Here is a 23,947-nt window from a genome sequence, read left to right on the forward strand (position 1 = left end):
AAAATATTAAAAAATGAGCAGGTACAAAAAAACCGCCATCATCGATAGCGGTTTCTTTAAACAAAAAAGATCAACTTATTTGTTTTTTAACGCTTCACGTTCAGCGACTGCTGTTTCTAACTGTGCAAGAATTGGGTTTAACAATGCTTGCTTACGTTTGAAACTTGCCTTGTTCACGATCAGACGTGAAGACACTTTACAAATTTCTTCCAAAGGTTCTAAACCATTGGCACGTAAAGTATTCCCAGTATCGACCACGTCAACAATGTAATCGCCCAAACCCACCAACGGTGCAAGTTCCATTGAACCGTACAACTTAATTACATCGACTTGCTCACCTAAGCTTGCATAGTACTGACGGGTTAAGTTTACGTATTTAGTGGCAATTTTTAAACGCCCTTTGGGACGCTCCATGCCAACTTTGCCTGCAGTCATCAGTTTACATACTGCGATTTTTAGATCGAGTGGTTCATAAACGTTTTGTGCTCCATGTTCCATAAGCACGTCTTTGCCCGCAACACCAATATCAGCCGCACCATTTTCCACATAGGTGGGTACGTCAGAAGCACGTAAAATTAAAATACGGACTTGTTTATGGGTGGTTGGGAAAATTAACTTACGTGACTTATCAGGATCTTCCAGTAAGTTAATTCCAGCCGTTTCAAGTAAAGGCAGGGTTTCTTTTAAAATACGACCTTTACTCAATGCCAATGTTAAACCATGATCAAAATTGCCCATTACATCAAAATTTGGATCATCGTTTCTCATATCGCTCATGAACTTACTCGCTTAATTTGGGCGCCTATACCTTGTAATTTCGCTTCGACATCTTCATAACCGCGGTCAATATGATAGATACGATCAATCAGCGTCTCACCATCAGCAGCAAGTGCAGCTAACACTAGAGAGAAAGAAGCACGTAAATCTGTTGCCATCACAGGTGCTGCAGAAAGTTTCTCTACACCCGTCACGACAGCATCATTACCTTCGACCTGAATATTGGCACCCATACGTGACAATTCAGGTACATGCATAAAACGATTTTCAAAAATCGTTTCAGAAATGGTGGCAAAACCACGACCAATGGCATTGACCGCCATAATCTGTGCTTGCATATCAGTTGGGAAATCAGGATGTGGAAGCGTTTGGAAACTCACTGCTTTCGGGCGTTTACCCATCATATCCAGTTCAATCCAATCATCACCACGGGTCACTTCCGCGCCCATTTCTTCAAACTTTTCTAAGACCGATTCCATCAAAGTTGGATCAGTATGTGTGGTTTTTACACGACCACCAGTAATGGCCGCAGCAGCCAAATACGAACCTGTTTCAATACGGTCAGCAACCACAGCGTATTCACAGCCATGTAGTTTTTCAACACCTGTTACCACTAAGGTATCTGTGTCTAATCCTTCAATTTTTGCACCCATCGCGATCAACATTTTCGCAAGGTCCGTAATTTCAGGTTCACGTGCCGCATTACGAATCGTAGTCACGCCTTCGGCCAATGCCGCAGCCATTAAGATATTTTCGGTGCCACCCACGGTCACCATATCAAAAATAACTTCGCCACCTTTCAGACGGCCATCAACTTTAGCGTGTACATAACCCGCTTCAACTTCAATCTCTGCACCTAAAGCTTCTAAAGCTTTTAAATGTTGATCGACTGGGCGCGAGCCAATCGCACATCCACCCGGCAAAGATACTTTTGCACTACCATAGCGCGCCACCAATGGACCCAGCACTAAAATAGATGCACGCATGGTTTTCACCAGCTCATACGGTGCAAACTGATTATCTAGTGTTGAAGTATCCGCAGTAACCGTGTCGCCTTCGTAGGTCATGGTAATGCCTAGACCACCAATCAACTGCACCAAGGTATTTACATCTTTTAAATGCGGCACGTTGGTGAGCTTGGTTGGGGTTTCAGGCAAAATCATTGCTGCAAGCAACGGCAAGGCAGCATTTTTAGCACCCGAAATACGAACTTCGCCTTCGAGCTTAGTGCCACCTTGAATTAAAAATTTATCCATCTAATTTTAAGCTCCGAATAAGCTTGCTTTACGCCATTCTTCTTTAGTCATTGCACGAATAGTCACCGCATGCACTTCGCCACTTGCGATATAAGAATTTAATGGTGCATAAACAGCTTGCTGACGTGCAACAGGACGTTTGCCTTCGAATTGGTCGTCGACAATACGTAAGTCAAACTTTCCGCCTTGCCCACTAACTGCAACTTCAGCTTCAGGAAAAGCAGCTTTTAAAATTTCAGTGAGCTGTTCACTATTCATCACAAAGACCTCTTATAGGACCAACGGTGTAAAAACCTGCCATTTTACTATAAATCTGAAAAATAAATCATAAACCCGCACACTTTATATATAAAAAAAGAGGTTTTAAAAAACCTCTTTTTGCATAAAAATCAAACTAAATGGCGATCGGTTGGTAAACTTGCTGCATTTTACGGTGCTTATCGAGCTGTCTTTTTAGTTTTTCTGATAATTTTTTAATCGACGTATACATATCATCTGCTGAAGCCTGAGCAAAAAATTCAATGCCCGGCAAACGGATAATTGCTTCTGCAATATGATTGCTACTGCCTTTTTTAGTATGTTTATCGACCTGATGATCCTTGGTTAATTTCACCTGCATACTGTTCACCTGATCAATATGCTTGGTCATTTCTGCAAATTTGCAGCGAATGGTATCTTCAATAGCTGGGGTAATGCTCAAATGATGTCCACGAATTGTTATTTGCATATATCTATCCCTCACCTTCATTAGGATTAATGAGGAAAAGCTAAGACGATTTAATGACTGCAAAATAACCAGCGCGCATAGAAACATCAAATCATTTTCGCTATTCCTTAAAGAAAAAAGAGGTTCATTATGTTGTCATAATGAACCTCTAGAATAGTCAGATTTTAAATTTTAGATCAAGACTTTTCGTTCAGAAGATGACGGAATATGTAACGATTCACGATACTTTGCCACTGTCCGACGCGCTACATCAATTCCATCGTCCTTTAACAGATTGGCAATTGCGTTATCAGACAAAGGCTTACGTGCATTCTCTTCAGCAATCAATTTTTTAATCTTGGCGCGAATTGCAGTTGAAGATGCTTCACCGCCTGACGTAGTCCCCACATGGCTTGAAAAGAAATATTTCAACTCGAACAAGCCGCGTGGCGTCAGCATATATTTGTTGGTGGTCACCCGAGAAACGGTCGACTCATGCAATTCAACTTCTTCTGCAATATCCCGAAGTACCAAAGGCTTCATCCCTTCAGCACCAATTTCTAAAAATGCACGCTGATGTTCAATGATACACGTCGCCACTTTCAGTAAAGTTTTATGGCGTTCATCGACACTTTTAATAAAGTTCTTCGCATCCAACATTTGATTACGTAAGTACTGATTATCTTCACTTTGATCAGCACGCTTAATCATATTGGCATAAAACGAGTTCACACGAAGTTTTGGCATCACATCAGGATTTAAAGCCACTTGCCATTGTTCGTTTTTCTTCATTACTACGACATCAGGAATTTGATAATCTGAGTCTTTATCTTCAAACTCAAGCCCTGGATGCGCTTTTAGCGTTTTCAATAAATCAACCGCGCACTTGAGCTGCTCTTGATTTAAACCCGTTTGTTTAATCAGTTTCGCTAGTTCATTGCTGATCAATAGTTCATAGTTTTTCAGCAGATTCATAGCATCATTTCGACACGCGGTCTGCATCGGCAAGGCTTCCAACTGTACCATTAAGCACTCTGCAAGATTCCGCGCCCCAACGCCAAGTGGGTCTAAACGCTGAATATGCTTGAGCACCACAACCACTTCGTCATCTTCGACTTCGTCGTCATAGTCCATGCTTGTTAAAAGATGTTGAACTGAAGTCGTTATTTCTGAAATATCACTGTCTAAAAAACCTTTATCGTCCAAAGAGTCAATAATGCAATAAGCAATCAACATATCTACTTGCGAAAAATGCAACAGATTAATTTGCTCCAACATATGCTCTTTTAAGCCCAAATGACCTTGGCGATTATCTTCTCGTTCTTCAAATTCTGCTGCGCCCAAACTGGTCGGTTGATGCGTATAGACATCATCCCAGTCGGTATCGACTGGTAAATCATCGGGTAAATGGTCGGCGTTGAGTTCGTTGGTCAAATCTTTCTTATCCTGTTCTTGTTCTTGCACACTGGATAAGCTTTCGATAGATGACTGTTCTTCTACTTTTTCTAAGAGCGGGTTGCTGTCGAGTTGAATCTGAATTTCCTGTTCAAGTTCAAGGCTCGATAATTGAAGCAATCGAATAGCTTGTTGTAATTGGGGGGTTAGCGACAAAGAGTTCGAAACTTTCAATCCAACCGATAACTTCATAAAACCCTACTCGTCAATACAACTATTTTTAAAGCACGCTTTATAAGCAATTTTTGTGCCGTTTATTTTTTATAGCATAGAAAATTCAAAAAACCTACATTTTTTGAGCAGATTGTTTTTTCATTTCCTACATAGTTTTAGACTTTATGGATGTTCTTAGTGCATATCAATTATTGAAAAGGATCATTAATACCTTCACACAGACTAAAGTTACACGAAACACTACATCGGCTGCTTTCACTTACTTACAAGAGTCCGTTAAATCAAAACATCTGAATCATTCTGCTTTGTTAGGCTAAAGCATAGACATTTTTTAGGGGGTTTATATGACTCAAAAAGTATTGTTCATAACCTCAAATGTAGGCGTAGAACATGATGAGCTAATTCAGCCTCTCCATTTTCTACAGTCCAAAGGCATAGAATGCATTCATGCCGCGATTGAAGCTAGCGAAGTTCGAACTGTTAAAATGGACTCAGAATCGGCAGCAAGCTATCCTCCAGACTTCGATTTGGATCATGTTCATTATGACGACTACGACTTGCTGATTATCCCCGGCGGTACAGTTAATACTGATTTATTACGCCAACATCCCAAAGCGCTCGAAATTATCCAAAGTTTTAGCAACCAAGCCAAACCGATAGCTGTGATTTGTCATGCACCTTTAGTTTTGATTAAAGCTGAACAGATTAAAACTAAGCATCTGACTTCGCATAAGAATATAAGACTCGATCTGGAAAATGCAGGTGCTATGTGGGTCGATGAGGCCGTTCACACATGTTATGCAAGTGGCTGGACACTCATCAGTTCACGCAATCCAGAAGACCTTCCCGCTTTTAATAAAGCAATATTGAAAGAACTTGAATCCAATTCGTCCGTTTAAGACTCCATAAAACAAAAAGAGCCTGATATTGAGCAGGCTCTTTTATTCATTTTTAAAAGTTACAGACTTTTTAAATATTCAATAATTTCTACTTGTTCTGCCATTTCAGCCAGTTGAAGCGCTGTGTATTCACCTTTGTAGTCGACATTCGCACCTTTTTCAACCAGTAGTTTCACTACATCTAGATAGCCATTTTCAGTCGCCGCTTGAAGTGCGCTATAGCCTTCATCATCTGTCGAGTTCACATCTACACCATTGGCGAGACTTTTTTCTACTTCAGCGAGTTCACCTAAAGATGCCCAATACACCAGTTCAGGTAAATGCAGTTCATCTTCGTTTTCAGGAATTGGGGAGAATGAGTTGAGTTTCATAATAAGTTACCTAATTAAATCGAATTTCAGACCAAAGTGTAATCCTGATAACTGTTCAGATAACTCTTTTAGAACTTCATGAATCTCACTTAACACTTCATTATCGCTTACGTATGATTCGATGATTTCATCGTTCCCATTATGAACAAGTAAGAAAATCTTAGATTTTGATTCACTTTTCAACTCTTTTGGAGTTTTTCCTTTAACAAGATTACATTTTTTAAAAGTAGATTTTTGATAATCTAAATTTTTATCCATACTAATAGGATATCTAAACATAGTTGAATTACTATCATATTCTTCTAGTTTATTAGGGTCTGTTGACATTTACTGTTCATAATTAACCCTATAAAGGTAGCCATAAAAATATACAGGCTAAAGCAACAGAACTTTGATAATTTCTTTTGAGCTTGTCATATCGAGTAGCTATTTCTCTAAATTGCTTTAATCTACAAAACATATTTTCAACTAAATGCCTGATTTTATATAAATACCAGTCCATATGGTCATTGTTGATTGGCTATTTGTTTTCTTTGGTATATTCGCTTTAGTCCCTGTTTTCCTGATCTGTTCACGCAGTGGTTCTGAATCATAGCCTTTATCTGCACATACCACTTTTGTCTCTTTTAAATCTAATGTTGATATTAAATCAGGTGCAACTTTAACATCATGTGTGGTTCCATCGGTAATCATGAAATCAATAGGATTGCCATGTGCATCAACAATCAAATGTATTTTTGAGGAGTTTCCTCCTACACTTTTAGAAATAGATTGATTCGCTATGCCGGCAGAATGTTGATGAGCACGTACATGAGAGCCATCAATAAAAATCCACTCCATATCGGGGCATGAGGCTAGTAATTTGAATAATCTAAGTAACTTACCGCTGCTTGACCAACGATTAAAACGTTTGAAAATAGAGTTTGAATGACCAAAACAACAAGGAATATCTCGCCACGGACAGCCTGTTCTAATTCTATAGAGAATAGCTTCAATAAAATTGCGTAAATTTGAGTTGTGGTGAATGGATAAATTACGCAGAATAACTTTCAACTTTTGCCAGTGTTGATCTGTCAGCATGGTACGAGGCATAGCGAATAGTAAAATTGGGTTTGGCGATTTGATTTTACTACTTCGCTATTTTTTAAGCTAAAAGTGTCAACACACCCTAATTAACCCGAATCGCGGATAAGAAATTGACTTGAAAAATAAAGGAACTAGAGCCATCAGTTGAGTTACCACACTAAACTTAAAGCTCTAGTCCTGATGTTCAATAGTACCGAATTATTCTGCGTAATCGATGATTTCTTTCTTAAATTTGAAGCAACTTATTGGAAATTTCTCAAACAATGTCGTCATTCTGTAAAAATTCGACCAGCCCAATTGAGTATCTCAGAAATCAATTTTATCGCCATTTGGTATAAGTGTTCTCATATCAACAATTTCAAAGCATTCTTTTCATGGTTGAAACAGGATAAAAATCATTTATTTAAAAATTTACCCTGCTACCAACGGATGATTCATCTCATCAATATGCATCAATTGGCACTACATGCTTTACATGCCGCCTTAATGAAAGGCCAACACAGCTAATATTTATGGATTGATTCAACTACTTTACCTGTCTGTAAAAATCAACGGATTCAACGCCATAAATCATTAGCCAAAATTGCATCACGTGGTAAAAGCTCGATGGGCTGGTTTTATGGCTGTAAATTACATATCGCGATGAATCAATTGGGGGAAATCACTTGTTCTGCTTTATCTAATGGACATGTGTCTGACATAAAAATGGTTTAGCATTTAGTTGATGTTGATGGTTTAGAAGCAAGGCTTTATGCGGATCGTGGCTATATCAGCCAAGAGTTAAAAAGCAGATTAAAAAGTCAAGGTATTGATTTGATTACCTATCATCGAAAGAATATGCAGTCTGTTCAACTCTGTACATCAGATGAATATCACTTAAAACAGCGCAATAAAATAGAAACGTTATTCAGCTTATTGAAAGGTCAATACAATTTAGTGACGAGTAAAGCACGGAGTATTCATGGATTTCTAAGTGGGATTTACGCATCGTTATGCGCATATCAATTAACCCAACGAAATAAGCCAAAAATTCAAATTATGGAATCATTAGCTTAAACAGGATTCGGGTTAATTAATATAGGTATTTCTTCAGGAATGTCAAACCATTTACATCCTGTTCTACTATATATAGAATCACGGTTATTTTCTAAAATAATTAAAAAATTTTCAAATAAAGTTCTAATTGAATGGACATTAAATATTTTTTCTCTTTACCATTTTCAACTAATTTTGGGAAATCATCATTTCCAGTTTTTGATTTTTTAAGACTGATCTCATATATGAAAGAGGGCGAATTCAAACATGAGGTGCGACAGTTTCAAAAGCCTTATGATAATCAACAAGCTGAGCAAATTTCTCTAATGGTGTAAGCCAATCTAACGCTTTTCTAGGGCGAGTATTCAGTGACATGGCAACTTGATTTAAATAATGCTGATCTGCCTGGTTTAAATCAATCCCTTTAGGTAAATATTGCCTAATTAAACCATTCATATTTTCGCATGTGCCTTTCTGCCATGGCGAATGTGGGTCACAGAAATATACATCTATGCCTAAATCTTCTTCGAGGATTTTATGTTCTGACATCTCACGTCCACGGTCATAGGTCAATGTTTTACGCAGTTCTGCGGGTAAATATTTCAGAGCTTCAGTTAAAGCCTTGCGCACTGATTCTGCCTTTGCATCAGGTAATGTTGCCAAGATACAGAGCCGTGTATTTCGTTCAATAAGTGTTGCTATCGAACTTTTATTGTCTTTACCTTTAATTAAATCAGCTTCCCAATGACCCGGTATTTTTCTTTCTTGAACTTCGGCTGGGCGCTCATGAATAGTTTTAATATCCTGTAATATAGAATCTTTTTTAGGTTCACCGTTAGCTTTTCGCTTTTTATTTTCATGACGCAGACAGGATAATAAGTCTTTTTTCAACTCACCCTTTGGTAATGCTCGTATCGTTGAATAAATCGTTGTATGGCTTACATTCATTGTTTGATCCAAATCAGGAAATGTCTTTAAACGCTTTGCTATTTGCTGAGGAGACCATAAACAACGGATCGCTTCAACAATAAATTTCCAGAGGATTGAATCGATTTTGAGTTTTCTGTGACCACGTCTACGTCTAGCAAAAGTGTTATCAGAAGCATATTGAGCTTGATAAACGTCATTGATGCTATTTCTTTTAAGCTCACGATAGATCGTACTAGGATGTCTTTTAATAAGTTCAGCAAATTTTCTGGCTGAAAAGCCTTCTTTTCTTGACTCAAGCATTAATGCAGTACGATCTTCAAAGTTAAGATGATGGTATGACAATTTTATATACTCCATAAACTCTTTAAATTAATTAGGTGGTTTATGTCGCACTTCAAGTTTTACTCTGCCGAGCTTTGTTGCACAAACCTATCTGTAAAGGGTTTTTCAGCGATATAATTTTCAAATGAAGAAGCCTACACACAAAATCTACCGCACAACCAATTGGCCCGCATATAACCGAGCACTCATGAGTCGCGGAAATATTGCCATTTGGTTTGATCCTGCTACGCAATGGTATGCGCCATCAAAAGGCAAACAAGGGCGAAATCAAACCTACTCCGACGCAGCCATCCAATGCTGCTTAATGATTAAATCCTTATTCCGTCTGTCTTTACGTATGGTCACTGGCTTTGTGCAAAGTCTGATTAAACTTTGCGGATTAAATTGGATAGCTCCAGATTACACCACGCTTTGTAGAAGACAAAAGCATATTGATATTGTAATCAGCTACCAAAAAAGTAGCGATGGGCTGCATCTACTCATGGACTCTACAGGCATGAAGTTTCTAGGTGAGGGCGAATGGAAGCGCAAGAAACATGGACCTGAATATCGTCGCCAATGGCGTAAACTTCATATTGGTATAGATGCTAAAACCCTGCAAATACGAGCAGTTCAGCTTACAACCAATAATGTCAGTGATTCACAGGTGCTTGGTGATTTACTTAATCAGATTCCACAAGATGAGCGGATTGACTCTGTTTATACCGATGGAGCTTATGACACCAAGCAATGCCGTCAGGTCATTGCAGATCGGCAAGGGCATGCGGTGATTCCACCTAGAAAAAATGCGAAACCATGGAAAGATACAAAGAGTAGCTCGCTAGAGCGAAATGAATTACTTCGAACAATTAAACGTTTAGGCAGGACACTATGGAAAAAATGGTCAGGCTATCATCGGCGAAGTTTGGTTGAAACTAAGATGCATTGCATCAAATTATTAGGAGATAAACTCAGCGCAAGGAGTTTTGATAGCCAAGTGAATGAAATCCATGCACGTGTAGCAGTCCTTAACAGATTTACGGAATTAGGTCGACCACTTACCCAAGTTACGCCTTAAATTTAGCTCAATTAGGGGCGCTTTGCATTTCAAATCTTTGTGCAACAAAGCCCCTATGAGCTATTGTTGCATTGCACTTTAACTAGCGCCCTTCAGTTTTTATAATGTGCTAATCCAGCCCAAACAGAAGTCATTCACCAAAGTAATTTGGTGTTATATTCACACAATTTATAGTGATATAAAAATTCAACATTAGTCTAAATAAATGATTTAATTCGCATTAAAAATAAATAAAACCAACCATTAACACTTGTCTTTCTGATATGAAATAAAATAATAATTACCAATAAAGGCCTAATTTAAATTAGATAAAAATATAGTATTTAGTTGATAGTAAAAATTAACTGATAGTAAAAAAGAAAAATAAGTATAGAAAGGTTCATTTAAATAATAATTATGACTATTTAGGATGTTTTATTTAATTACGATAAATCTCAATTAGACGATTGATTCATTTATTATTTAATATTTTCCGCATAAAAAAATCCCCCTATCTCATTTGAGTTAGGGGGATTTAGAATTAATGAGCTGGCGATGACTTACTCTCACATGGATAACTCCACACTACCATCAGCGCTAAGAGGTTTCACTTCTGAGTTCGGGAAGGGATCAGGTGGTTCACTCTTGCTATTGTCGCCAGCACAACTGTTTATGACTATTCGTTGGGTCTTATTTACACATTGTGTACGCCTAACTTTCATCAAATGAGTTATTAACAGGTATATTTGAGTTGGATATTTTATCTAGCTTTATAACTAAATCAAGTTGTTTGCAGTGATTTGAACCACAACACCAACTGTTTGGGTGTTGTATAGTCAAGCCTCACGAGCAATTAGTATTGGTCAGCTTCACATATCACTATGCTTCCACATCCAACCTATCAACGTCGTAGTCTTCAACGGCTCTTTAGAGGACATAAAGTCCTAGGGAAATCTTATCTTGAGGTAGGCTTCCCGCTTAGATGCTTTCAGCGGTTATCCCTTCCGAACATAGCTACCCGGCGATGCGACTGGCGTCACAACCGGTACACCAGAGGTTCGTCCACTCTGGTCCTCTCGTACTAGGAGCAGATCCTCTCAAATTTCCAACGCCCACGGTAGATAGGGACCGAACTGTCTCACGACGTTCTAAACCCAGCTCGCGTACCTCTTTAAATGGCGAACAGCCATACCCTTGGGACCTGCTTCAGCCCCAGGATGAGATGAGCCGACATCGAGGTGCCAAACACCGCCGTCGATATGAACTCTTGGGCGGTATCAGCCTGTTATCCCCAGAGTACCTTTTATCCGTTGAGCGATGGCCCTTCCATACAGAACCACCGGATCACTAAGACCTACTTTCGTACCTGCTCGACTTGTGGGTCTCGCAGTTAAGCGCGCTTTTGCCTTTATACTCTACGCGTGATTTCCGACCACGCTGAGCGCACCTTCGTACTCCTCCGTTACTCTTTAGGAGGAGACCGCCCCAGTCAAACTACCCACCAGACATGGTCCTCGTCCCGGATAACGGGACAGAGTTAGAACCTCAATATTACCAGGGTGGTATTTCAAGATTGGCTCCACCGAAACTAGCGTCTCGGTTTCAAAGCCTCCCACCTATCCTACACAAGTAAGATCAAAGTTCAATGTCAAGCTGCAGTAAAGGTTCACGGGGTCTTTCCGTCTAGCCGCGGGTACACCGCATCTTCACGGCGAATTCGATTTCACTGAGTCTCTGCTGGAGACAGCGCCCCCATCATTATGCCATTCGTGCAGGTCGGAACTTACCCGACAAGGAATTTCGCTACCTTAGGACCGTTATAGTTACGGCCGCCGTTTACTGGGGCTTCGATCAAGAGCTTCGCTTACGCTAACCCCATCAATTAACCTTCCAGCACCGGGCAGGCATCACACCCTATACGTCCACTTTCGTGTTTGCAGAGTGCTATGTTTTTAATAAACAGTTGCAGGGGCCTGGTTTCTGTGGCTGCCAATAGCTCAAGGAGTAAATCCTATCACCGTCGGCAGCGTACCTTCTCCCGAAGTTACGGTACCATTTTGCCTAGTTCCTTCAGCAGAGTTCTCTCAAGCGCTTTGGTCTACTCGACCTGACCACCTGTGTCGGTTTCGGGTACGATTCCTATGTAACTGAAGCTTAGAGACTTTTCCTGGAAGCATGGTATCAGCCACTTCACTGTACAAGTACAGCTTGCTATCAGTTCTCAGCATACAGTACCCCGGATTTGCCTAAGATACATGCCTACAACCTTCCACCTGGACAACCAACGCCAGGCTGACTTAACCTTCTCCGTCCTCTCATCGCATTACATAGAAGTATTGGAATATTAACCAATTTCCCATCGACTACGCCTCTCGGCCTCGCCTTAGGGGTCGACTCACCCAGCCCCGATTAACGTTGGACTGGAACCCTTGGTCTTTCAGCGTGCGAGTTTTTCACTCGCATTGTCGTTACTCACGTCAGCATTCGCACTTCTGATACCTCCAGCATACTTCTCAATACACCTTCATCGGCTTACAGAACGCTCCCCTACCACTTGCAATAAATTGCAAATCCGCAGCTTCGGCATATAGTTTTAGCCCCGTTACATCTTCCGCGCAGGCCGACTCGACTAGTGAGCTATTACGCTTTCTTTAAAGGGTGGCTGCTTCTAAGCCAACCTCCTAGCTGTCTATGCCTTCCCACATCGTTTCCCACTTAACTATAATTTTGGGGCCTTAGCTGGCGGTCTGGATTGTTTTCCTCTTGACTACGGACGTTAGCACCCGCAGTCTGTCTCCCGGATAGTACTCATTGGTATTCGGAGTTTGCATCGGTTTGGTAAGTCGGGATGACCCCCTAGCCGAAACAGTGCTCTACCCCCAATGGTATTCGTCCGAGGCGCTACCTAAATAGCTTTCGGGGAGAACCAGCTATCACCGAGTTTGATTAGCCTTTCACCCCTATCCACAAGTCATCCCCTGGCTTTTCAACGACAGTGGGTTCGGTCCTCCAGTTAGTGTTACCCAACCTTCAACCTGCTCATGGATAGATCACCCGGTTTCGGGTCTACACCCAGCAACTAAACGCCCTATTAAGACTCGATTTCTCTACGGCTCCCCTATGCGGTTAACCTTGCTACTGAATGTAAGTCGCTGACCCATTATACAAAAGGTACGCAGTCACCGAACATGTCGGCTCCCACTGCTTGTATGCATGCGGTTTCAGGATCTATTTCACTCCCCTCACAGGGGTTCTTTTCGCCTTTCCCTCACGGTACTGGTTCACTATCGGTCAGTCAGGAGTATTTAGCCTTGGAGGATGGTCCCCCCATATTCAGACAAGGTTTCACGTGCCCCGCCCTACTCGACATCATCATATCAGCCCTTTCGTGTACAGGACTATCACCCACTATGGTTGCACTTCCCAGAGCATTCCACTAAAACTGATATGACTTAATGGGCTTTTCCCCGTTCGCTCGCCGCTACTGAGGGAATCTCAATTGATTTCTTTTCCTAAGGGTACTGAGATGTTTCACTTCCCCTCGTTCGCCTCGTATGACTATGTATTCATCATACGATACCTGCCTTATGACAGGTGGGTTTCCCCATTCAGAAATCTCCGGATCACAGGATATTTGCCGCCTCCCCGGAGCTTATCGCAGGCTATTACGTCTTTCATCGCCTCTGACTGCCAAGGCATCCACCACATGCACTTAATTACTTGACTATACAACCCCAAACAGTCGTTAATCCCTACAAGTAGGATTAAGACAGTCTATGATGATTTCTCATCACTTCCTTACAGTTTGTTGTTCTGTGCACTTAAACACTGTACAGCTTCAATTCAATTCACATACCAAAACGCTTGATTCAGTTAATTTCGCTAGTAACTCATTTCTTCAACCTTCATCAATCAGTAATAAATCACTGTTAATGTCGATCTTAAAAACGAGTATGAACAAATTATTTCAACTCAAATATATTCTGTTAATGATTTTTCCAGCCTTCGTCAGGTCAGGAAACTGTGATAAATCACAGAAGTTAATAAGTTATCTACTTACTAATTTCTGTAATCCAACCTATCTGCGCGAAGCATAGCTTCTTGCTTAAATTTCAAGGAAAAGCATGCTTTTCTTGTCTTGAAATTTGGTGGAGACTAGGAGAGTCGAACTCCTGACCTCCTGCGTGCAAAGCAGGCGCTCTACCAACTAAGCTAAGTCCCCAGCTTATCAATAAGTCAATGTCTCTGTTTTTCTGTATTCAGCATTTAACAATGCTTGTTAGTCAGATTTGGTGGGTCTGACAAGACTTGAACTTGTGACCCCACGCTTATCAAGCGTGTGCTCTAACCAACTGAGCTACAGACCCTCAGATACATCGTCATGAAGAACAACTTGTTGTGGATTCTTACCAATCGTCAATCTTTCGTTAAGGAGGTGATCCAGCCGCAGGTTCCCCTACGGCTACCTTGTTACGACTTCACCCCAGTCATCGGCCACACCGTGGTAAGCGTCCTCCTTGCGGTTAGACTACCTACTTCTGGTGCAACAAATTCCCATGGTGTGACGGGCGGTGTGTACAAGGCCCGGGAACGTATTCACCGCGGCATTCTGATCCGCGATTACTAGCGATTCCGACTTCATGGAGTCGAGTTGCAGACTCCAATCCGGACTACGATCGGCTTTTTGAGATTAGCATCCTATCGCTAGGTAGCAACCCTTTGTACCGACCATTGTAGCACGTGTGTAGCCCTGGTCGTAAGGGCCATGATGACTTGACGTCGTCCCCGCCTTCCTCCAGTTTGTCACTGGCAGTATCCTTAAAGTTCCCGGCTTAACCCGCTGGCAAATAAGGAAAAGGGTTGCGCTCGTTGCGGGACTTAACCCAACATCTCACGACACGAGCTGACGACAGCCATGCAGCACCTGTATGTAAGTTCCCGAAGGCACCAATCCATCTCTGGAAAGTTCTTACTATGTCAAGACCAGGTAAGGTTCTTCGCGTTGCATCGAATTAAACCACATGCTCCACCGCTTGTGCGGGCCCCCGTCAATTCATTTGAGTTTTAGTCTTGCGACCGTACTCCCCAGGCGGTCTACTTATCGCGTTAGCTGCGCCACTAAAGCCTCAAAGGCCCCAACGGCTAGTAGACATCGTTTACGGCATGGACTACCAGGGTATCTAATCCTGTTTGCTCCCCATGCTTTCGTACCTCAGCGTCAGTATTAGGCCAGATGGCTGCCTTCGCCATCGGTATTCCTCCAGATCTCTACGCATTTCACCGCTACACCTGGAATTCTACCATCCTCTCCCATACTCTAGCTTCCCAGTATCGAATGCAATTCCTAAGTTAAGCTCAGGGATTTCACATCCGACTTAAAAAGCCGCCTACGCACGCTTTACGCCCAGTAAATCCGATTAACGCTCGCACCCTCTGTATTACCGCGGCTGCTGGCACAGAGTTAGCCGGTGCTTATTCTGCGAGTAACGTCCACTATCCTAGAGTATTAATCCAAGTAGCCTCCTCCTCGCTTAAAGTGCTTTACAACCAAAAGGCCTTCTTCACACACGCGGCATGGCTGGATCAGGCTTTCGCCCATTGTCCAATATTCCCCACTGCTGCCTCCCGTAGGAGTCTGGGCCGTGTCTCAGTCCCAGTGTGGCGGATCATCCTCTCAGACCCGCTACAGATCGTCGCCTTGGTAGGCCTTTACCCCACCAACTAGCTAATCTGACTTAGGCTCATCTATTAGCGCAAGGTCCGAAGATCCCCTGCTTTCCCCCGTAGGGCGTATGCGGTATTAGCATTCCTTTCGGAATGTTGTCCCCCACTAATAGGCAGATTCCTAAGCATTACTCACCCGTCCGCCGCTAGGTCGTATAGCAAGCTATACTTCCCCGCTCGACTTGCATGTGTTAAGCCTGCCGCCAGCGTTCAATCTGAGCCATGATCAAACTCTTCAGTTAAAAATCATTAGTAGCTTATGGCTACAAATCTTGGCTCATCAATTTTCTGACAAATATTTCTCAAATAAACTTCGAGTAATTCTTACCATCAATCAATGAAATATTTTCGATCGATCAATCAGTAAAAATCCACACAAGTTGTTCTTCATAATCTCTTAATGATCTTCTTGCTGATTCGTCATCAGCAAGCTAGGTCGGCTATACTACTCTCTTTCAAGAAGAAGTCAACTGGTTTTGTTAATTATTTTTAAACTTATTCAAGACTTCCAGATTCTACCGCTTGGGCTAAATCCTTGTTTCTCAACAAGTTTTAATCAACATCACCGCCGATGGATGTGCATTCTACAGTATTTCCAAACCAACACAACCCCCTTTATTCAATTTTTTATAAAAAAACTTCCACTTGTTTATTTATTCAGCAAAATGGCGTTTTTTTACTAACATTTCTTAAAATTTGATTTAACAATGAGCAATAAAGAGCTGTTAAGATAGTTAAAACATTATTTTTTTAATTCACCTGCTGATTATAAAGTTCCGGAACTCTTTTATATGCAACACATTCGCCACTTATGTGCTGGTCTACTCTTTGTAGGCTTTACAACATTTGCATTTGCTGAAGATGTAGCGCCTGCGGCTGCCAGCGAAATAGATACCAGTGCTGATCCGCAAACAGCTCAATCTTCTTCGCTTAAAGAATTAAAGAATATTAAAGCAAAAGATTTAAAAGTAGATGCCAATGCAGCACAACCTGATAATGTAAAAGATCCACTTCAGCCTTTAAATAGACAAATTTTTGCCGTCAATGATGCTTTAGACCGTGCGATCGTTCGCCCAATTGCGGTGGAATATAAAGAAAAGATTCCGTCTCCGATTCGTGACTCTTATAGTGGCTTCCGTAAAAACCTCGGTGAACCTTGGAATGCGGTGAACCAACTTATACAAGGTCGTCCCGGCCGTGCCGCAAAAACTTTAGGTCGATTTACCATTAATACGGTAACTACTTTAGGTTTTGCAGATCCTGCTTCGCGCTTGGGTTTAGAAACTGAAGATGAAAACTTTGGTACGACTCTCGGCTATTGGGGTGTTCCATCTGGCCCATATCTCGTGCTTCCTATTTTTGGACCCAGTACTTTCCGTGATGGTTTTGGCTTAGTGGTCGATGGCTATGCACGCCCACAAAGATACATTCTAGAAGATGAAGAAGGCCTATATTGGGCTGAACAGACTCTACGTGGTATTGATGTGCGATCGCAACTGATTGATATTGAGGGTGCGATTCAAGGCGACAAATATTCCTCAATTCGTGATATTTATTTACAACGTAAAAACTTCATTATTGCTGAGAAAAAAGGCCAAGAAGCGGAAGGGATGTTTATTGATGATGTCGGTGATGATGATTCTTCTAGCTCTCCATCAACCAATGAATCGCATCAAATGTTAGATACGGAATAACAATGTATTGCAGCTAGAGTTGAATTTTTTTTCTCTAGCTGTAATTTGCTTGTTATAGTAAAGCAATAGCTTAATGCTAAGGATAAGCCATTTTTTTTATGTATTTCATTCAACCTTCTCGCCATATTCCATATTTAGAACAGGTGCTAGACACACTACCAAGTGTGCAAATGATTCGCATAGAAGACATTGATCTTTATGACCCGACTATTATTGCTATTGCCGATATCCAAGATTATTTAGATTATAAATGGACACTGCCTACCATTGTTCTTGCCTTTGAAAATGAAGGTAGTGCTTTAGCCCAAGCTTGGGAACTCGGTGCTTTAGCAGGTTGGATGTGGAATAAGCTGCCCAGTAACCCACAGCAATCCTTACTCAAAATTGATGCGCAATATAAGCGTAATCAAGACAGTCGCGATCTGCCTTCCGCAGCAGAGTTACAAAAGCGACTTTTACCAAACCCGATAGAACTCCAAAACTACACCGTCGAAACGTTTTTTCAGCCTTCTGCTTATTTGTCTGGGGACTGGTTTGATTATTGGAAAATTAGCGATAAAGAAGTGATGTTCTATTTGGCTGATGTATCTGGTCATGGGGTCACCAGTAGCTTATTAACCTCTTGGATGGCGGCTTTTCATGGTCGTGCCAAAACTCCGCGTGGGTTAATTAAGAAACTCAATGGCATGTTGGTTCAAGAGAATATTGAAAAGCACATCACCATGATTGCAGGGATTTTAAACCTCGAAACCCATCAACTTCGCTGGTCGAGTGCAGGACATTACCCCCCCGCAATTATCTTTGAGCCAAATCAAGCTCCTAAAATATTACATACCAGTAGTTTTCCTTTAGGCCTTACTGAAGAGCTGGAAGTTGAAGAGCATGAATGTGTACTCAACCGTCATGCCCGCTTCATTATTTGTTCAGATGGTGCACTCGAACCCTTCAATGGGGGACTGAATGATCAGTTCACACAATTGATGTATCATTTGCAAAATCAATCCTTTGAAGCACCAGAACATGTTGCAGACGATATTGCTATATTAAGTTTACGTCGAATGAATTAATCAAATTATCAATAACTTATTACAATATCCTATCTTCTAAGACTGTTAGATACTTGAGTAAGTATTTGCCCTATGGGATAATTTCCTATCCTTCTCTGCAAATGGCATTTATATGTCAACAGGTCATGTTGAATATGCAAGCTTGAATGGAACGCATATTTTTAAGCTTATTGGCGAAGTGCGTGCCCAATCTTGTATCAGTCTAGACAAACTTTTAAACCGTATTGAACAACAGTCAAATGTTGTTGGTGCAATCGTAGATTTAACCCAAACTACATTCATCGACAGCACTGTGTTAGGCATTTTGGCAAAGTTAGGCTTAAAGCTTAAACAGATCCATAATATCCAAGCTGTCATGTTGTCCACCAACTCTGATATCACTACCTTAGCCAACAGTATGGGGCTAGGGCAGGTTTTTGTGATTTTAAACTACTGTGGCGATCCAAATGTTTGTACCCTCGAACTGATGGAAGAGCACATTACACATCGTAATATGCTAAACACCGTACTAGATGCACATAAAACTTTGATGGAACTGAATCAAAATAATCAAAATATGTTTGAACCTTTGGTCAAACAGTTGCAAAAAGAACAAGACAACCTCGATCAAGTGTCACAGCAACAAAACGCATAACAACAAATTTTGTAGGCCCATTTATGACTTTACTTTCTGTTGTACAGATGAACTCTCAAAATGACATCCAAGCAAACTTCCTTGTCATTGAGTCTCTCATTCAACAAAGTAAAGCAAATGGTGCTGAACTTATTGTGTTCCCCGAAAACTTCGTTTGTTTTGCCGCAGGCAAACAACGTGAGATCGCAGCACAGTTTGAAGACATTCAAAAGCGTTTAGAAAATCTTGCTCATCAATATCAGATCTGGATCGTCGCGGGTACTCTCCCATGCCCGTTCCGTCCAGATGGTTCTGTTATTGAGGATGGTCGTGTTCGTACAGTCAGTCTTTGCATTAGCCCTGAACGTACTGAAGCACGTTATGACAAAATTCATTTGTTTGACGTACAAGTTGGCGATGCTGTGGGTGGCTACCAAGAATCGAAGTTTTTTGAACCTGGTACAGATGTCGTTGTGGCAAAAACGCCTTTTGGTAATATTGGCTTGATGGTTTGCTATGACTTACGCTTTCCTGAACTGGCTTTAACTTTACGCGCGCGTGGTGCAAATATTTTGACTGCTCCTGCTGCATTTACCTACACTACGGGGCAAATGCACTGGCAGTTATTATTACAAGCCCGTGCGATGGATAGCCAAAGCATCGTGTTAGGCGCAGCGCAACAAGGTTGGCATGGTGAAAAGAGACAAACTTGGGGACATGCAGCAGCAACCAATAGCCGTGGTCAAGTTTTGGATTTAATTCTTAACCCGGGTGCACAGTTGATTACTGTACCTTTTGACTTGGCAGAACAAGCTCAAATCCGTGAAAGCATGCCGTTAATGCAACACCGAAAATTAGTGCAATTTTAATCACGCTGCGATCGTTTAAGACAAGGTTATTCTTCGCACAAAAACTTCATATTGATTCACTACTGCTCTTTCATGGAGTAGCTCTAGCTCTCATAAAATACATGACTCTATTTATCTTTAAAATTAATAGTATAGTCAACACGTCAAAAAACCAATACAATACTGATATGAGTTATCCAATACATTTTAGAAAAAAAATATTAGCCAAGCTTGAAGAAGGTCAATCTATCCGAGCGGTTGCTCAGCACTTCGAAATTAATAAAAATACAATTGTCGAATGGAAAAAGCGAATCGAAATAAAAAGAACTCGACCAAGAAAACCATCTAAAGTTGATGATGATGCCTTACGTGCAGATGTTGAGCAATATCCTGATGATTATCAATATGAACGCGCTGCTCGTTTTGGTTGTGCTACTTCTACAATTGGAGATGCGCTCAAGCGTCTAAATATTACAGTTAAAAAAAGACCTTACGGCACCCGAAAGCAAAAACAGAACTCAGAGAGCAGTATTTAAAAGATTTAAACCGATTAAGGTATCAACACCCGATCATCTATCTTGATGAAAGTGGATTTAAATCTCATGAACATAGACCTCATGGTTATTCAAAACAGGGAACTCCTTGTTATGGAACATATAATTGGCAATTAAAAAATCAAACCAATGCAATAGGAGCAATCCATGAGGGTAAGTTATTTGCAGTGGGTTTATTTGATAGCAAAGTAAATTCGGATGTATTTTATTTTTGGGTAGATCAGTTTTTATTACCAGAACTACCCTCGAATAGTGTAATTGTCATGGACAATGCAGCCTTCCATAAACGACCAGATATACAAGATCTATTAAGCCAACATGGGCATCAAATACTTTGGTTACCACCTTATAGTCCTGACCTTAATCCTATTGAAAAAATGTGGGCATGGGTGAAAGCAAAAAGGAAAAAATGGTTGGTTAACTCAATAGATAAGCTTTTTAGTCGTTTCTTTAACGAGTGTATGGGTAATTAAGCGGTTTGACTATAGCTCGAATCACTCTCTGTTTTCATTCACATCGATAAGCCCCGATTGCGAATGTTAAAAAACAATAATAGGATTCTATACCATTGATTTTTAATTAACTAAACCCTCAATTTAAACGCAAGCATACTCTGTATAAATTTACAAAAACACTGCTTATTCTTTCTGCAATTTAGGACAGGATAAGAACTCAAATACAATATTCAGGGAATCACAATGTCTTTAGAAAAAGTAGTTTATACAGCACATGCTAAAGCGACAGGTGGCCGTGATGGTCGCGCAACCTCTTCTGATGGAATTTTAGATGTAAAACTCACCGTTCCTAAAGAAATGGGCGGCGCAGGTGGTGGAACGAACCCTGAACAGCTTTTTGCCGCAGGTTATTCTGCATGTTTTCTAGGTGCAATGAAGTTTGTTGCTAACCGTGACCAATTAAAAATTACACCGGATGTTTATATCGAAGGTGATGTAGGTATTGGCCCTATTCCAACAGGTTTTGGTATTCAAGTCACCTTGAACATTCATTTAGAAGGTTTAGAGCAAGCAGAAGCGCAAAAATTAGTGGATGCAGCACATATTGTTTGCCCTTATTCAAATGCAACGCGTGGCAATATTGATGTGACGTTGAATGTAATTGTTTAAGTCATCTCTTCTATCCTAAAGTCATAGCTTTGGGATAGAGATTTCATAACTTACAAGGATTTGGAAATATCTTTTTAAATTTCTTTTGATCATCGATTTCATCTGCCAGCAAAATCAAATTTCCTTTTTGATCAAAATAAGAAGTGCCTTGGAACACAGTGTATTGGGCAATATCAAAAATAGGGACATTTTGAAAAATAGGGTGCTGAGTACTGATCAAAGTATGTCTTTTTTTCGAATTTAATTGGCGAGCTGTGATTTTATTGTGTTTAGAATCAGTTTCAATTAAACAATTACTCTTCGTATCAATAGCGATAAATTCTTGAGTCGCATCATCTTCTTGTTTATTTCTCGATAGAAAACTATGAGCCTGACATGGGCTACCACATGACATTTGAACATGATAATAACTTTGATTTAAACGCTCAATGTTTGGTGATTTCATACCGCCATAAACTTTTTCCTTCTTGCCATTGGTATTTCTAATGACATCACATGACCACTCCATTTCATCATGGCATTTTTTATAAACATTAAAAGTTTTATCTTTTGCAAAACTGAGAGGAGTAAAAAATACCATACCACTCAACACACCAAACAAGGCTAAGGATTTATTCATCATTATAAAGTTCTTTATTTTCATTCTAAAAGTAAAACGGACGCTGCCATACAAACACATCAGGTAATTTCAGGATAATACAACTACACGCATAACCCGTATCTACTAGTCGATATTCATTACTCTGCCGCTTCATTGGTCACACGCAATACTTCTTCCAGTGTGGTTTTCCCTGCCAACACTTTACGTAAACCATCATCACGAATAGAGCCAGAGTTTTGTCGTGCATAACTTTCTAAGTCATATTCAGCGGCATTGCCATGAACTAAACGGCGCATCTGATCGTCCACAGCGACAATTTCATAAATCGCCGTCCGCCCCATAAAACCCGTATGTGAACAACGTTCACAGCCATTCGGTTGAGGTAACTGAAGTTCTGCTTTTGGATTCAAATGCTGAAACAGTTGTGTTTCAAAAGTATCGGCTTCATGCCATGTCACACAGTGACTACATAAGGTTCGCACTAAACGCTGTGCAATGACACCAATCAAAGAACTCGACAGCAAAAATGGCTCAATGCCCATATCTTTTAAGCGGGTCACCGCACCAATGGCCGTATTGGTATGCAGTGTAGATAAAACCAAATGCCCTGTGAGCGATGCTTGTACCGCAATTTCAGCCGTTTCCAAGTCACGGATTTCACCCACCATGACTACATCTGGGTCTTGACGCAGCATGGCTTTTAAGGCTCTCGCAAAAGTCATATCGACTTTGGTGTTGACTTGCGTCTGTCCAATCCCTTCCAATTGATATTCAATCGGGTCTTCTGCGGTCAAAATATTTTTCGAACCATCATTGAGGTCCGAAAGTGCCGCATAAAGCGTTGTAGTTTTACCCGAACCTGTCGGCCCTGTGACCAAAATAATCCCGTGTGGACGATGCACCAATTGAGTCAAGCGTTCATAGTCAGGTTTCAATAAGCCCAAATGAGTCATGTTCAAACGACCGGCTTGTTTATCTAATAAACGCATCACCACACGTTCGCCATGTGATGAGGGTAAAGTCGAAACACGCACATCGACTTCACGCCCAGCTAAACGCAGTGAAATACGCCCATCTTGCGGAATCCGTTTTTCCGCAATATCCAGTTTTGCCATGACTTTAATACGAGACACCAACAGCGGTGCTAGTTCACGGCGTGGTTGCACAATTTCACGTAATTGCCCATCGACACGTAAACGCACCGATAGTTTCTTTTCAAAGGCTTCAATATGAATATCAGATGCGCCAACACGAATGGCTTCAGACAATAACGCATTAATCAAACGAACAATTGGAGCATCATCTTCTTGATCCATCAGATCTTCAGCTTCAGGCACTTGGTCGGCTAAACTAAGTAAATCGGGATGATCTTCTAAACCTGCGGCCACTTGTTGTGATTCACCACTGTCCCCTGCATAGCTACTGCTTAAAAGCTGGTGAAATTCTTCATCACTACACAGTTGATGTTGTGCTGCCACACCTAAAAAACGACGTGCCTCTTGCAAAGCCAACAACGGCGTACTTTCACGGCGCACAATAAAGGCTTGATCGCCTTCGTAACGCAACAGCACGCCATGACGCTTCGCAAAACTATAGGGAATTTGTAATTGTTTAAGCACTTGCATCTTAAAATTATAATAATGATGAAAAATATT

The 23,947-nt window shown here is 40.9% G+C and carries 18 protein-coding genes, 2 tRNA genes, 3 rRNA genes and 3 pseudogenes; 10 read left to right on the forward strand and 16 right to left on the reverse strand.

Annotated features, from left to right (window positions below):
- Positions 1–75: 75 nt before the first annotated feature.
- The 5 genes from hisG to AC4CUZ_RS00025 all read right to left on the reverse strand — a co-directional run bounded on the left by hisG (position 76) and on the right by AC4CUZ_RS00025 (position 4,386).
- Positions 76–777 (reverse strand): ATP phosphoribosyltransferase, encoded by a 702-nt coding sequence (hisG, locus tag AC4CUZ_RS00005; RefSeq protein ID WP_004984172.1) that lies wholly within the window; start codon positions 775–777, stop codon positions 76–78.
- Positions 774–2,033, reverse strand: coding sequence for a UDP-N-acetylglucosamine 1-carboxyvinyltransferase (gene murA, locus AC4CUZ_RS00010; RefSeq protein WP_005400214.1), 1,260 nt, complete (start codon positions 2,031–2,033; stop codon positions 774–776). Before murA ends, hisG begins: the two co-directional genes overlap by 4 nt.
- Before the next feature lie 6 nt (positions 2,034–2,039).
- Positions 2,040–2,291 (reverse strand): BolA family iron metabolism protein IbaG, encoded by a 252-nt coding sequence (ibaG, locus tag AC4CUZ_RS00015; protein ID WP_004695019.1) that lies wholly within the window; start codon positions 2,289–2,291, stop codon positions 2,040–2,042.
- Between the two features lie 136 nt (positions 2,292–2,427).
- Positions 2,428–2,760, reverse strand: a complete 333-nt coding sequence (hpf, locus tag AC4CUZ_RS00020) for a ribosome hibernation-promoting factor, HPF/YfiA family (RefSeq protein WP_004695021.1) — start codon at positions 2,758–2,760, stop codon at positions 2,428–2,430.
- A gap of 171 nt (positions 2,761–2,931) precedes the next feature.
- The gene (locus AC4CUZ_RS00025; protein WP_005400217.1) at positions 2,932–4,386 is read right to left on the reverse strand and encodes an RNA polymerase factor sigma-54; all 1,455 of its coding nucleotides are present in this window, start codon (positions 4,384–4,386) and stop codon (positions 2,932–2,934) included.
- A 326-nt stretch (positions 4,387–4,712) separates the two neighbouring features.
- On the opposite strand from AC4CUZ_RS00025, the gene AC4CUZ_RS00030 reads away from it, so the two are divergent.
- Positions 4,713–5,267 (forward strand): DJ-1/PfpI family protein, encoded by a 555-nt coding sequence (locus AC4CUZ_RS00030; RefSeq protein ID WP_490747124.1) that lies wholly within the window; start codon positions 4,713–4,715, stop codon positions 5,265–5,267.
- A 59-nt stretch (positions 5,268–5,326) separates the two neighbouring features.
- On the opposite strand, the gene AC4CUZ_RS00035 is transcribed toward AC4CUZ_RS00030, so the two are convergent.
- The 3 genes and pseudogenes from AC4CUZ_RS00035 to AC4CUZ_RS00045 all read right to left on the reverse strand — a co-directional run bounded on the left by AC4CUZ_RS00035 (position 5,327) and on the right by AC4CUZ_RS00045 (position 6,730).
- The gene (locus tag AC4CUZ_RS00035) at positions 5,327–5,638 is read right to left on the reverse strand and encodes an ankyrin repeat domain-containing protein (RefSeq protein WP_490747125.1); all 312 of its coding nucleotides are present in this window, start codon (positions 5,636–5,638) and stop codon (positions 5,327–5,329) included.
- A gap of 6 nt (positions 5,639–5,644) precedes the next feature.
- Positions 5,645–5,965: a hypothetical protein gene (locus AC4CUZ_RS00040; RefSeq protein WP_279045224.1), complete on the reverse strand. Its 321-nt coding sequence runs from the start codon at positions 5,963–5,965 to the stop codon at positions 5,645–5,647.
- Positions 5,966–6,730 (reverse strand): annotated as a pseudogene (locus AC4CUZ_RS00045) (IS5-like element ISAba31 family transposase).
- Positions 6,731–6,904: 174 nt separating this feature from the next.
- Here AC4CUZ_RS00045 and AC4CUZ_RS00050 point away from each other — a divergent pair.
- Positions 6,905–7,780 (forward strand): annotated as a pseudogene (locus AC4CUZ_RS00050) (IS982 family transposase).
- Between the two features lie 240 nt (positions 7,781–8,020).
- Here the strand turns inward: AC4CUZ_RS00050 and AC4CUZ_RS00055 are convergent.
- Positions 8,021–9,046 (reverse strand): IS30-like element ISAba125 family transposase, encoded by a 1,026-nt coding sequence (locus tag AC4CUZ_RS00055; protein ID WP_081400882.1) that lies wholly within the window; start codon positions 9,044–9,046, stop codon positions 8,021–8,023.
- Positions 9,047–9,155: 109 nt separating this feature from the next.
- Here AC4CUZ_RS00055 and AC4CUZ_RS00060 point away from each other — a divergent pair, with 109 nt between their 5' ends.
- On the forward strand, positions 9,156–10,088 hold the full coding sequence (locus tag AC4CUZ_RS00060) for an IS5 family transposase (protein ID WP_081405714.1): 933 nt from the start codon (positions 9,156–9,158) through the stop codon (positions 10,086–10,088).
- A 526-nt stretch (positions 10,089–10,614) separates the two neighbouring features.
- Here AC4CUZ_RS00060 and rrf read toward each other — a convergent pair.
- From rrf to AC4CUZ_RS00085, 5 genes are all read right to left on the reverse strand, one after another.
- Positions 10,615–10,729 (reverse strand): 5S ribosomal RNA (rrf, locus tag AC4CUZ_RS00065).
- A gap of 170 nt (positions 10,730–10,899) precedes the next feature.
- A 23S ribosomal RNA gene (locus tag AC4CUZ_RS00070) occupies positions 10,900–13,793 on the reverse strand.
- 420 nt (positions 13,794–14,213) lie between these two features.
- Positions 14,214–14,289, reverse strand: a tRNA-Ala gene (locus AC4CUZ_RS00075).
- A 68-nt stretch (positions 14,290–14,357) separates the two neighbouring features.
- Positions 14,358–14,434 (reverse strand) — tRNA-Ile (locus tag AC4CUZ_RS00080).
- A 61-nt stretch (positions 14,435–14,495) separates the two neighbouring features.
- Positions 14,496–16,033 (reverse strand): 16S ribosomal RNA (locus tag AC4CUZ_RS00085).
- The 16S, 23S and 5S rRNA genes sit together here with 2 tRNA genes alongside, the layout of an rRNA operon.
- 549 nt (positions 16,034–16,582) lie before the next feature.
- On the opposite strand from AC4CUZ_RS00085, the gene AC4CUZ_RS00090 reads away from it, so the two are divergent.
- The 7 genes and pseudogenes from AC4CUZ_RS00090 to AC4CUZ_RS00120 all read left to right on the forward strand — a co-directional run bounded on the left by AC4CUZ_RS00090 (position 16,583) and on the right by AC4CUZ_RS00120 (position 21,691).
- The gene (locus AC4CUZ_RS00090) at positions 16,583–17,485 is read left to right on the forward strand and encodes an MlaA family lipoprotein (RefSeq protein ID WP_005400727.1); all 903 of its coding nucleotides are present in this window, start codon (positions 16,583–16,585) and stop codon (positions 17,483–17,485) included.
- 98 nt (positions 17,486–17,583) lie between these two features.
- A complete protein-coding gene (gigA, locus tag AC4CUZ_RS00095; protein WP_005400728.1) occupies positions 17,584–18,552 on the forward strand; it encodes an RsbU family protein phosphatase GigA in 969 nt (322 codons plus the stop codon).
- 112 nt (positions 18,553–18,664) lie between these two features.
- Positions 18,665–19,186, forward strand: a complete 522-nt coding sequence (gene gigB / locus AC4CUZ_RS00100; RefSeq protein WP_005400729.1) for an anti-anti-sigma factor GigB — start codon at positions 18,665–18,667, stop codon at positions 19,184–19,186.
- Positions 19,187–19,209: 23 nt separating this feature from the next.
- Positions 19,210–20,034: a carbon-nitrogen hydrolase family protein gene (locus AC4CUZ_RS00105; RefSeq protein WP_005400730.1), complete on the forward strand. Its 825-nt coding sequence runs from the start codon at positions 19,210–19,212 to the stop codon at positions 20,032–20,034.
- Between the two features lie 167 nt (positions 20,035–20,201).
- A complete protein-coding gene (locus AC4CUZ_RS00110; protein ID WP_039890557.1) occupies positions 20,202–20,549 on the forward strand; it encodes an IS630 transposase-related protein in 348 nt (115 codons plus the stop codon).
- Between the two features lie 17 nt (positions 20,550–20,566).
- Positions 20,567–21,040: pseudogene (locus AC4CUZ_RS00115) on the forward strand (IS630 family transposase); the annotation flags it as partial.
- Positions 21,041–21,265: 225 nt separating this feature from the next.
- The gene (locus AC4CUZ_RS00120) at positions 21,266–21,691 is read left to right on the forward strand and encodes an organic hydroperoxide resistance protein (RefSeq protein ID WP_005400731.1); all 426 of its coding nucleotides are present in this window, start codon (positions 21,266–21,268) and stop codon (positions 21,689–21,691) included.
- A gap of 43 nt (positions 21,692–21,734) precedes the next feature.
- Here AC4CUZ_RS00120 and AC4CUZ_RS00125 read toward each other — a convergent pair whose 3' ends face one another.
- Both AC4CUZ_RS00125 and gspE read right to left on the reverse strand, forming a co-directional pair.
- A complete protein-coding gene (locus AC4CUZ_RS00125; protein WP_005400732.1) occupies positions 21,735–22,313 on the reverse strand; it encodes a hypothetical protein in 579 nt (192 codons plus the stop codon).
- 116 nt (positions 22,314–22,429) lie between these two features.
- Entirely contained in the window at positions 22,430–23,917 is a 1,488-nt protein-coding gene (gene gspE, locus AC4CUZ_RS00130; RefSeq protein ID WP_005400733.1) for a type II secretion system ATPase GspE, read from the reverse strand.
- Positions 23,918–23,947: the final 30 nt, after the last annotated feature.

This window comes from Acinetobacter sp. 789_lipA, from assembly GCF_058242845.1.

Coding starts and splice junctions, on each gene's coding strand:
- AC4CUZ_RS00040 (WP_279045224.1), bottom strand. CDS start 5,965: ATGTCAACAGACCCTAATAAACTAGAAGAATATGATAGTAATTCAACT.
- AC4CUZ_RS00090 (WP_005400727.1), top strand. CDS start 16,583: ATGCAACACATTCGCCACTTATGTGCTGGTCTACTCTTTGTAGGCTTT.
- hpf (WP_004695021.1), bottom strand. CDS start 2,760: ATGCAAATAACAATTCGTGGACATCATTTGAGCATTACCCCAGCTATT.
- AC4CUZ_RS00125 (WP_005400732.1), bottom strand. CDS start 22,313: ATGATGAATAAATCCTTAGCCTTGTTTGGTGTGTTGAGTGGTATGGTA.
- gigA (WP_005400728.1), top strand. CDS start 17,584: ATGTATTTCATTCAACCTTCTCGCCATATTCCATATTTAGAACAGGTG.
- AC4CUZ_RS00055 (WP_081400882.1), bottom strand. CDS start 9,046: ATGGAGTATATAAAATTGTCATACCATCATCTTAACTTTGAAGATCGT.
- AC4CUZ_RS00030 (WP_490747124.1), top strand. CDS start 4,713: ATGACTCAAAAAGTATTGTTCATAACCTCAAATGTAGGCGTAGAACAT.
- hisG (WP_004984172.1), bottom strand. CDS start 777: ATGAGCGATATGAGAAACGATGATCCAAATTTTGATGTAATGGGCAAT.
- AC4CUZ_RS00060 (WP_081405714.1), top strand. CDS start 9,156: ATGAAGAAGCCTACACACAAAATCTACCGCACAACCAATTGGCCCGCA.
- AC4CUZ_RS00120 (WP_005400731.1), top strand. CDS start 21,266: ATGTCTTTAGAAAAAGTAGTTTATACAGCACATGCTAAAGCGACAGGT.
- gigB (WP_005400729.1), top strand. CDS start 18,665: ATGTCAACAGGTCATGTTGAATATGCAAGCTTGAATGGAACGCATATT.
- AC4CUZ_RS00110 (WP_039890557.1), top strand. CDS start 20,202: ATGAGTTATCCAATACATTTTAGAAAAAAAATATTAGCCAAGCTTGAA.
- gspE (WP_005400733.1), bottom strand. CDS start 23,917: ATGCAAGTGCTTAAACAATTACAAATTCCCTATAGTTTTGCGAAGCGT.
- ibaG (WP_004695019.1), bottom strand. CDS start 2,291: ATGAATAGTGAACAGCTCACTGAAATTTTAAAAGCTGCTTTTCCTGAA.
- murA (WP_005400214.1), bottom strand. CDS start 2,033: ATGGATAAATTTTTAATTCAAGGTGGCACTAAGCTCGAAGGCGAAGTT.
- AC4CUZ_RS00025 (WP_005400217.1), bottom strand. CDS start 4,386: ATGAAGTTATCGGTTGGATTGAAAGTTTCGAACTCTTTGTCGCTAACC.
- AC4CUZ_RS00035 (WP_490747125.1), bottom strand. CDS start 5,638: ATGAAACTCAACTCATTCTCCCCAATTCCTGAAAACGAAGATGAACTG.
- AC4CUZ_RS00105 (WP_005400730.1), top strand. CDS start 19,210: ATGACTTTACTTTCTGTTGTACAGATGAACTCTCAAAATGACATCCAA.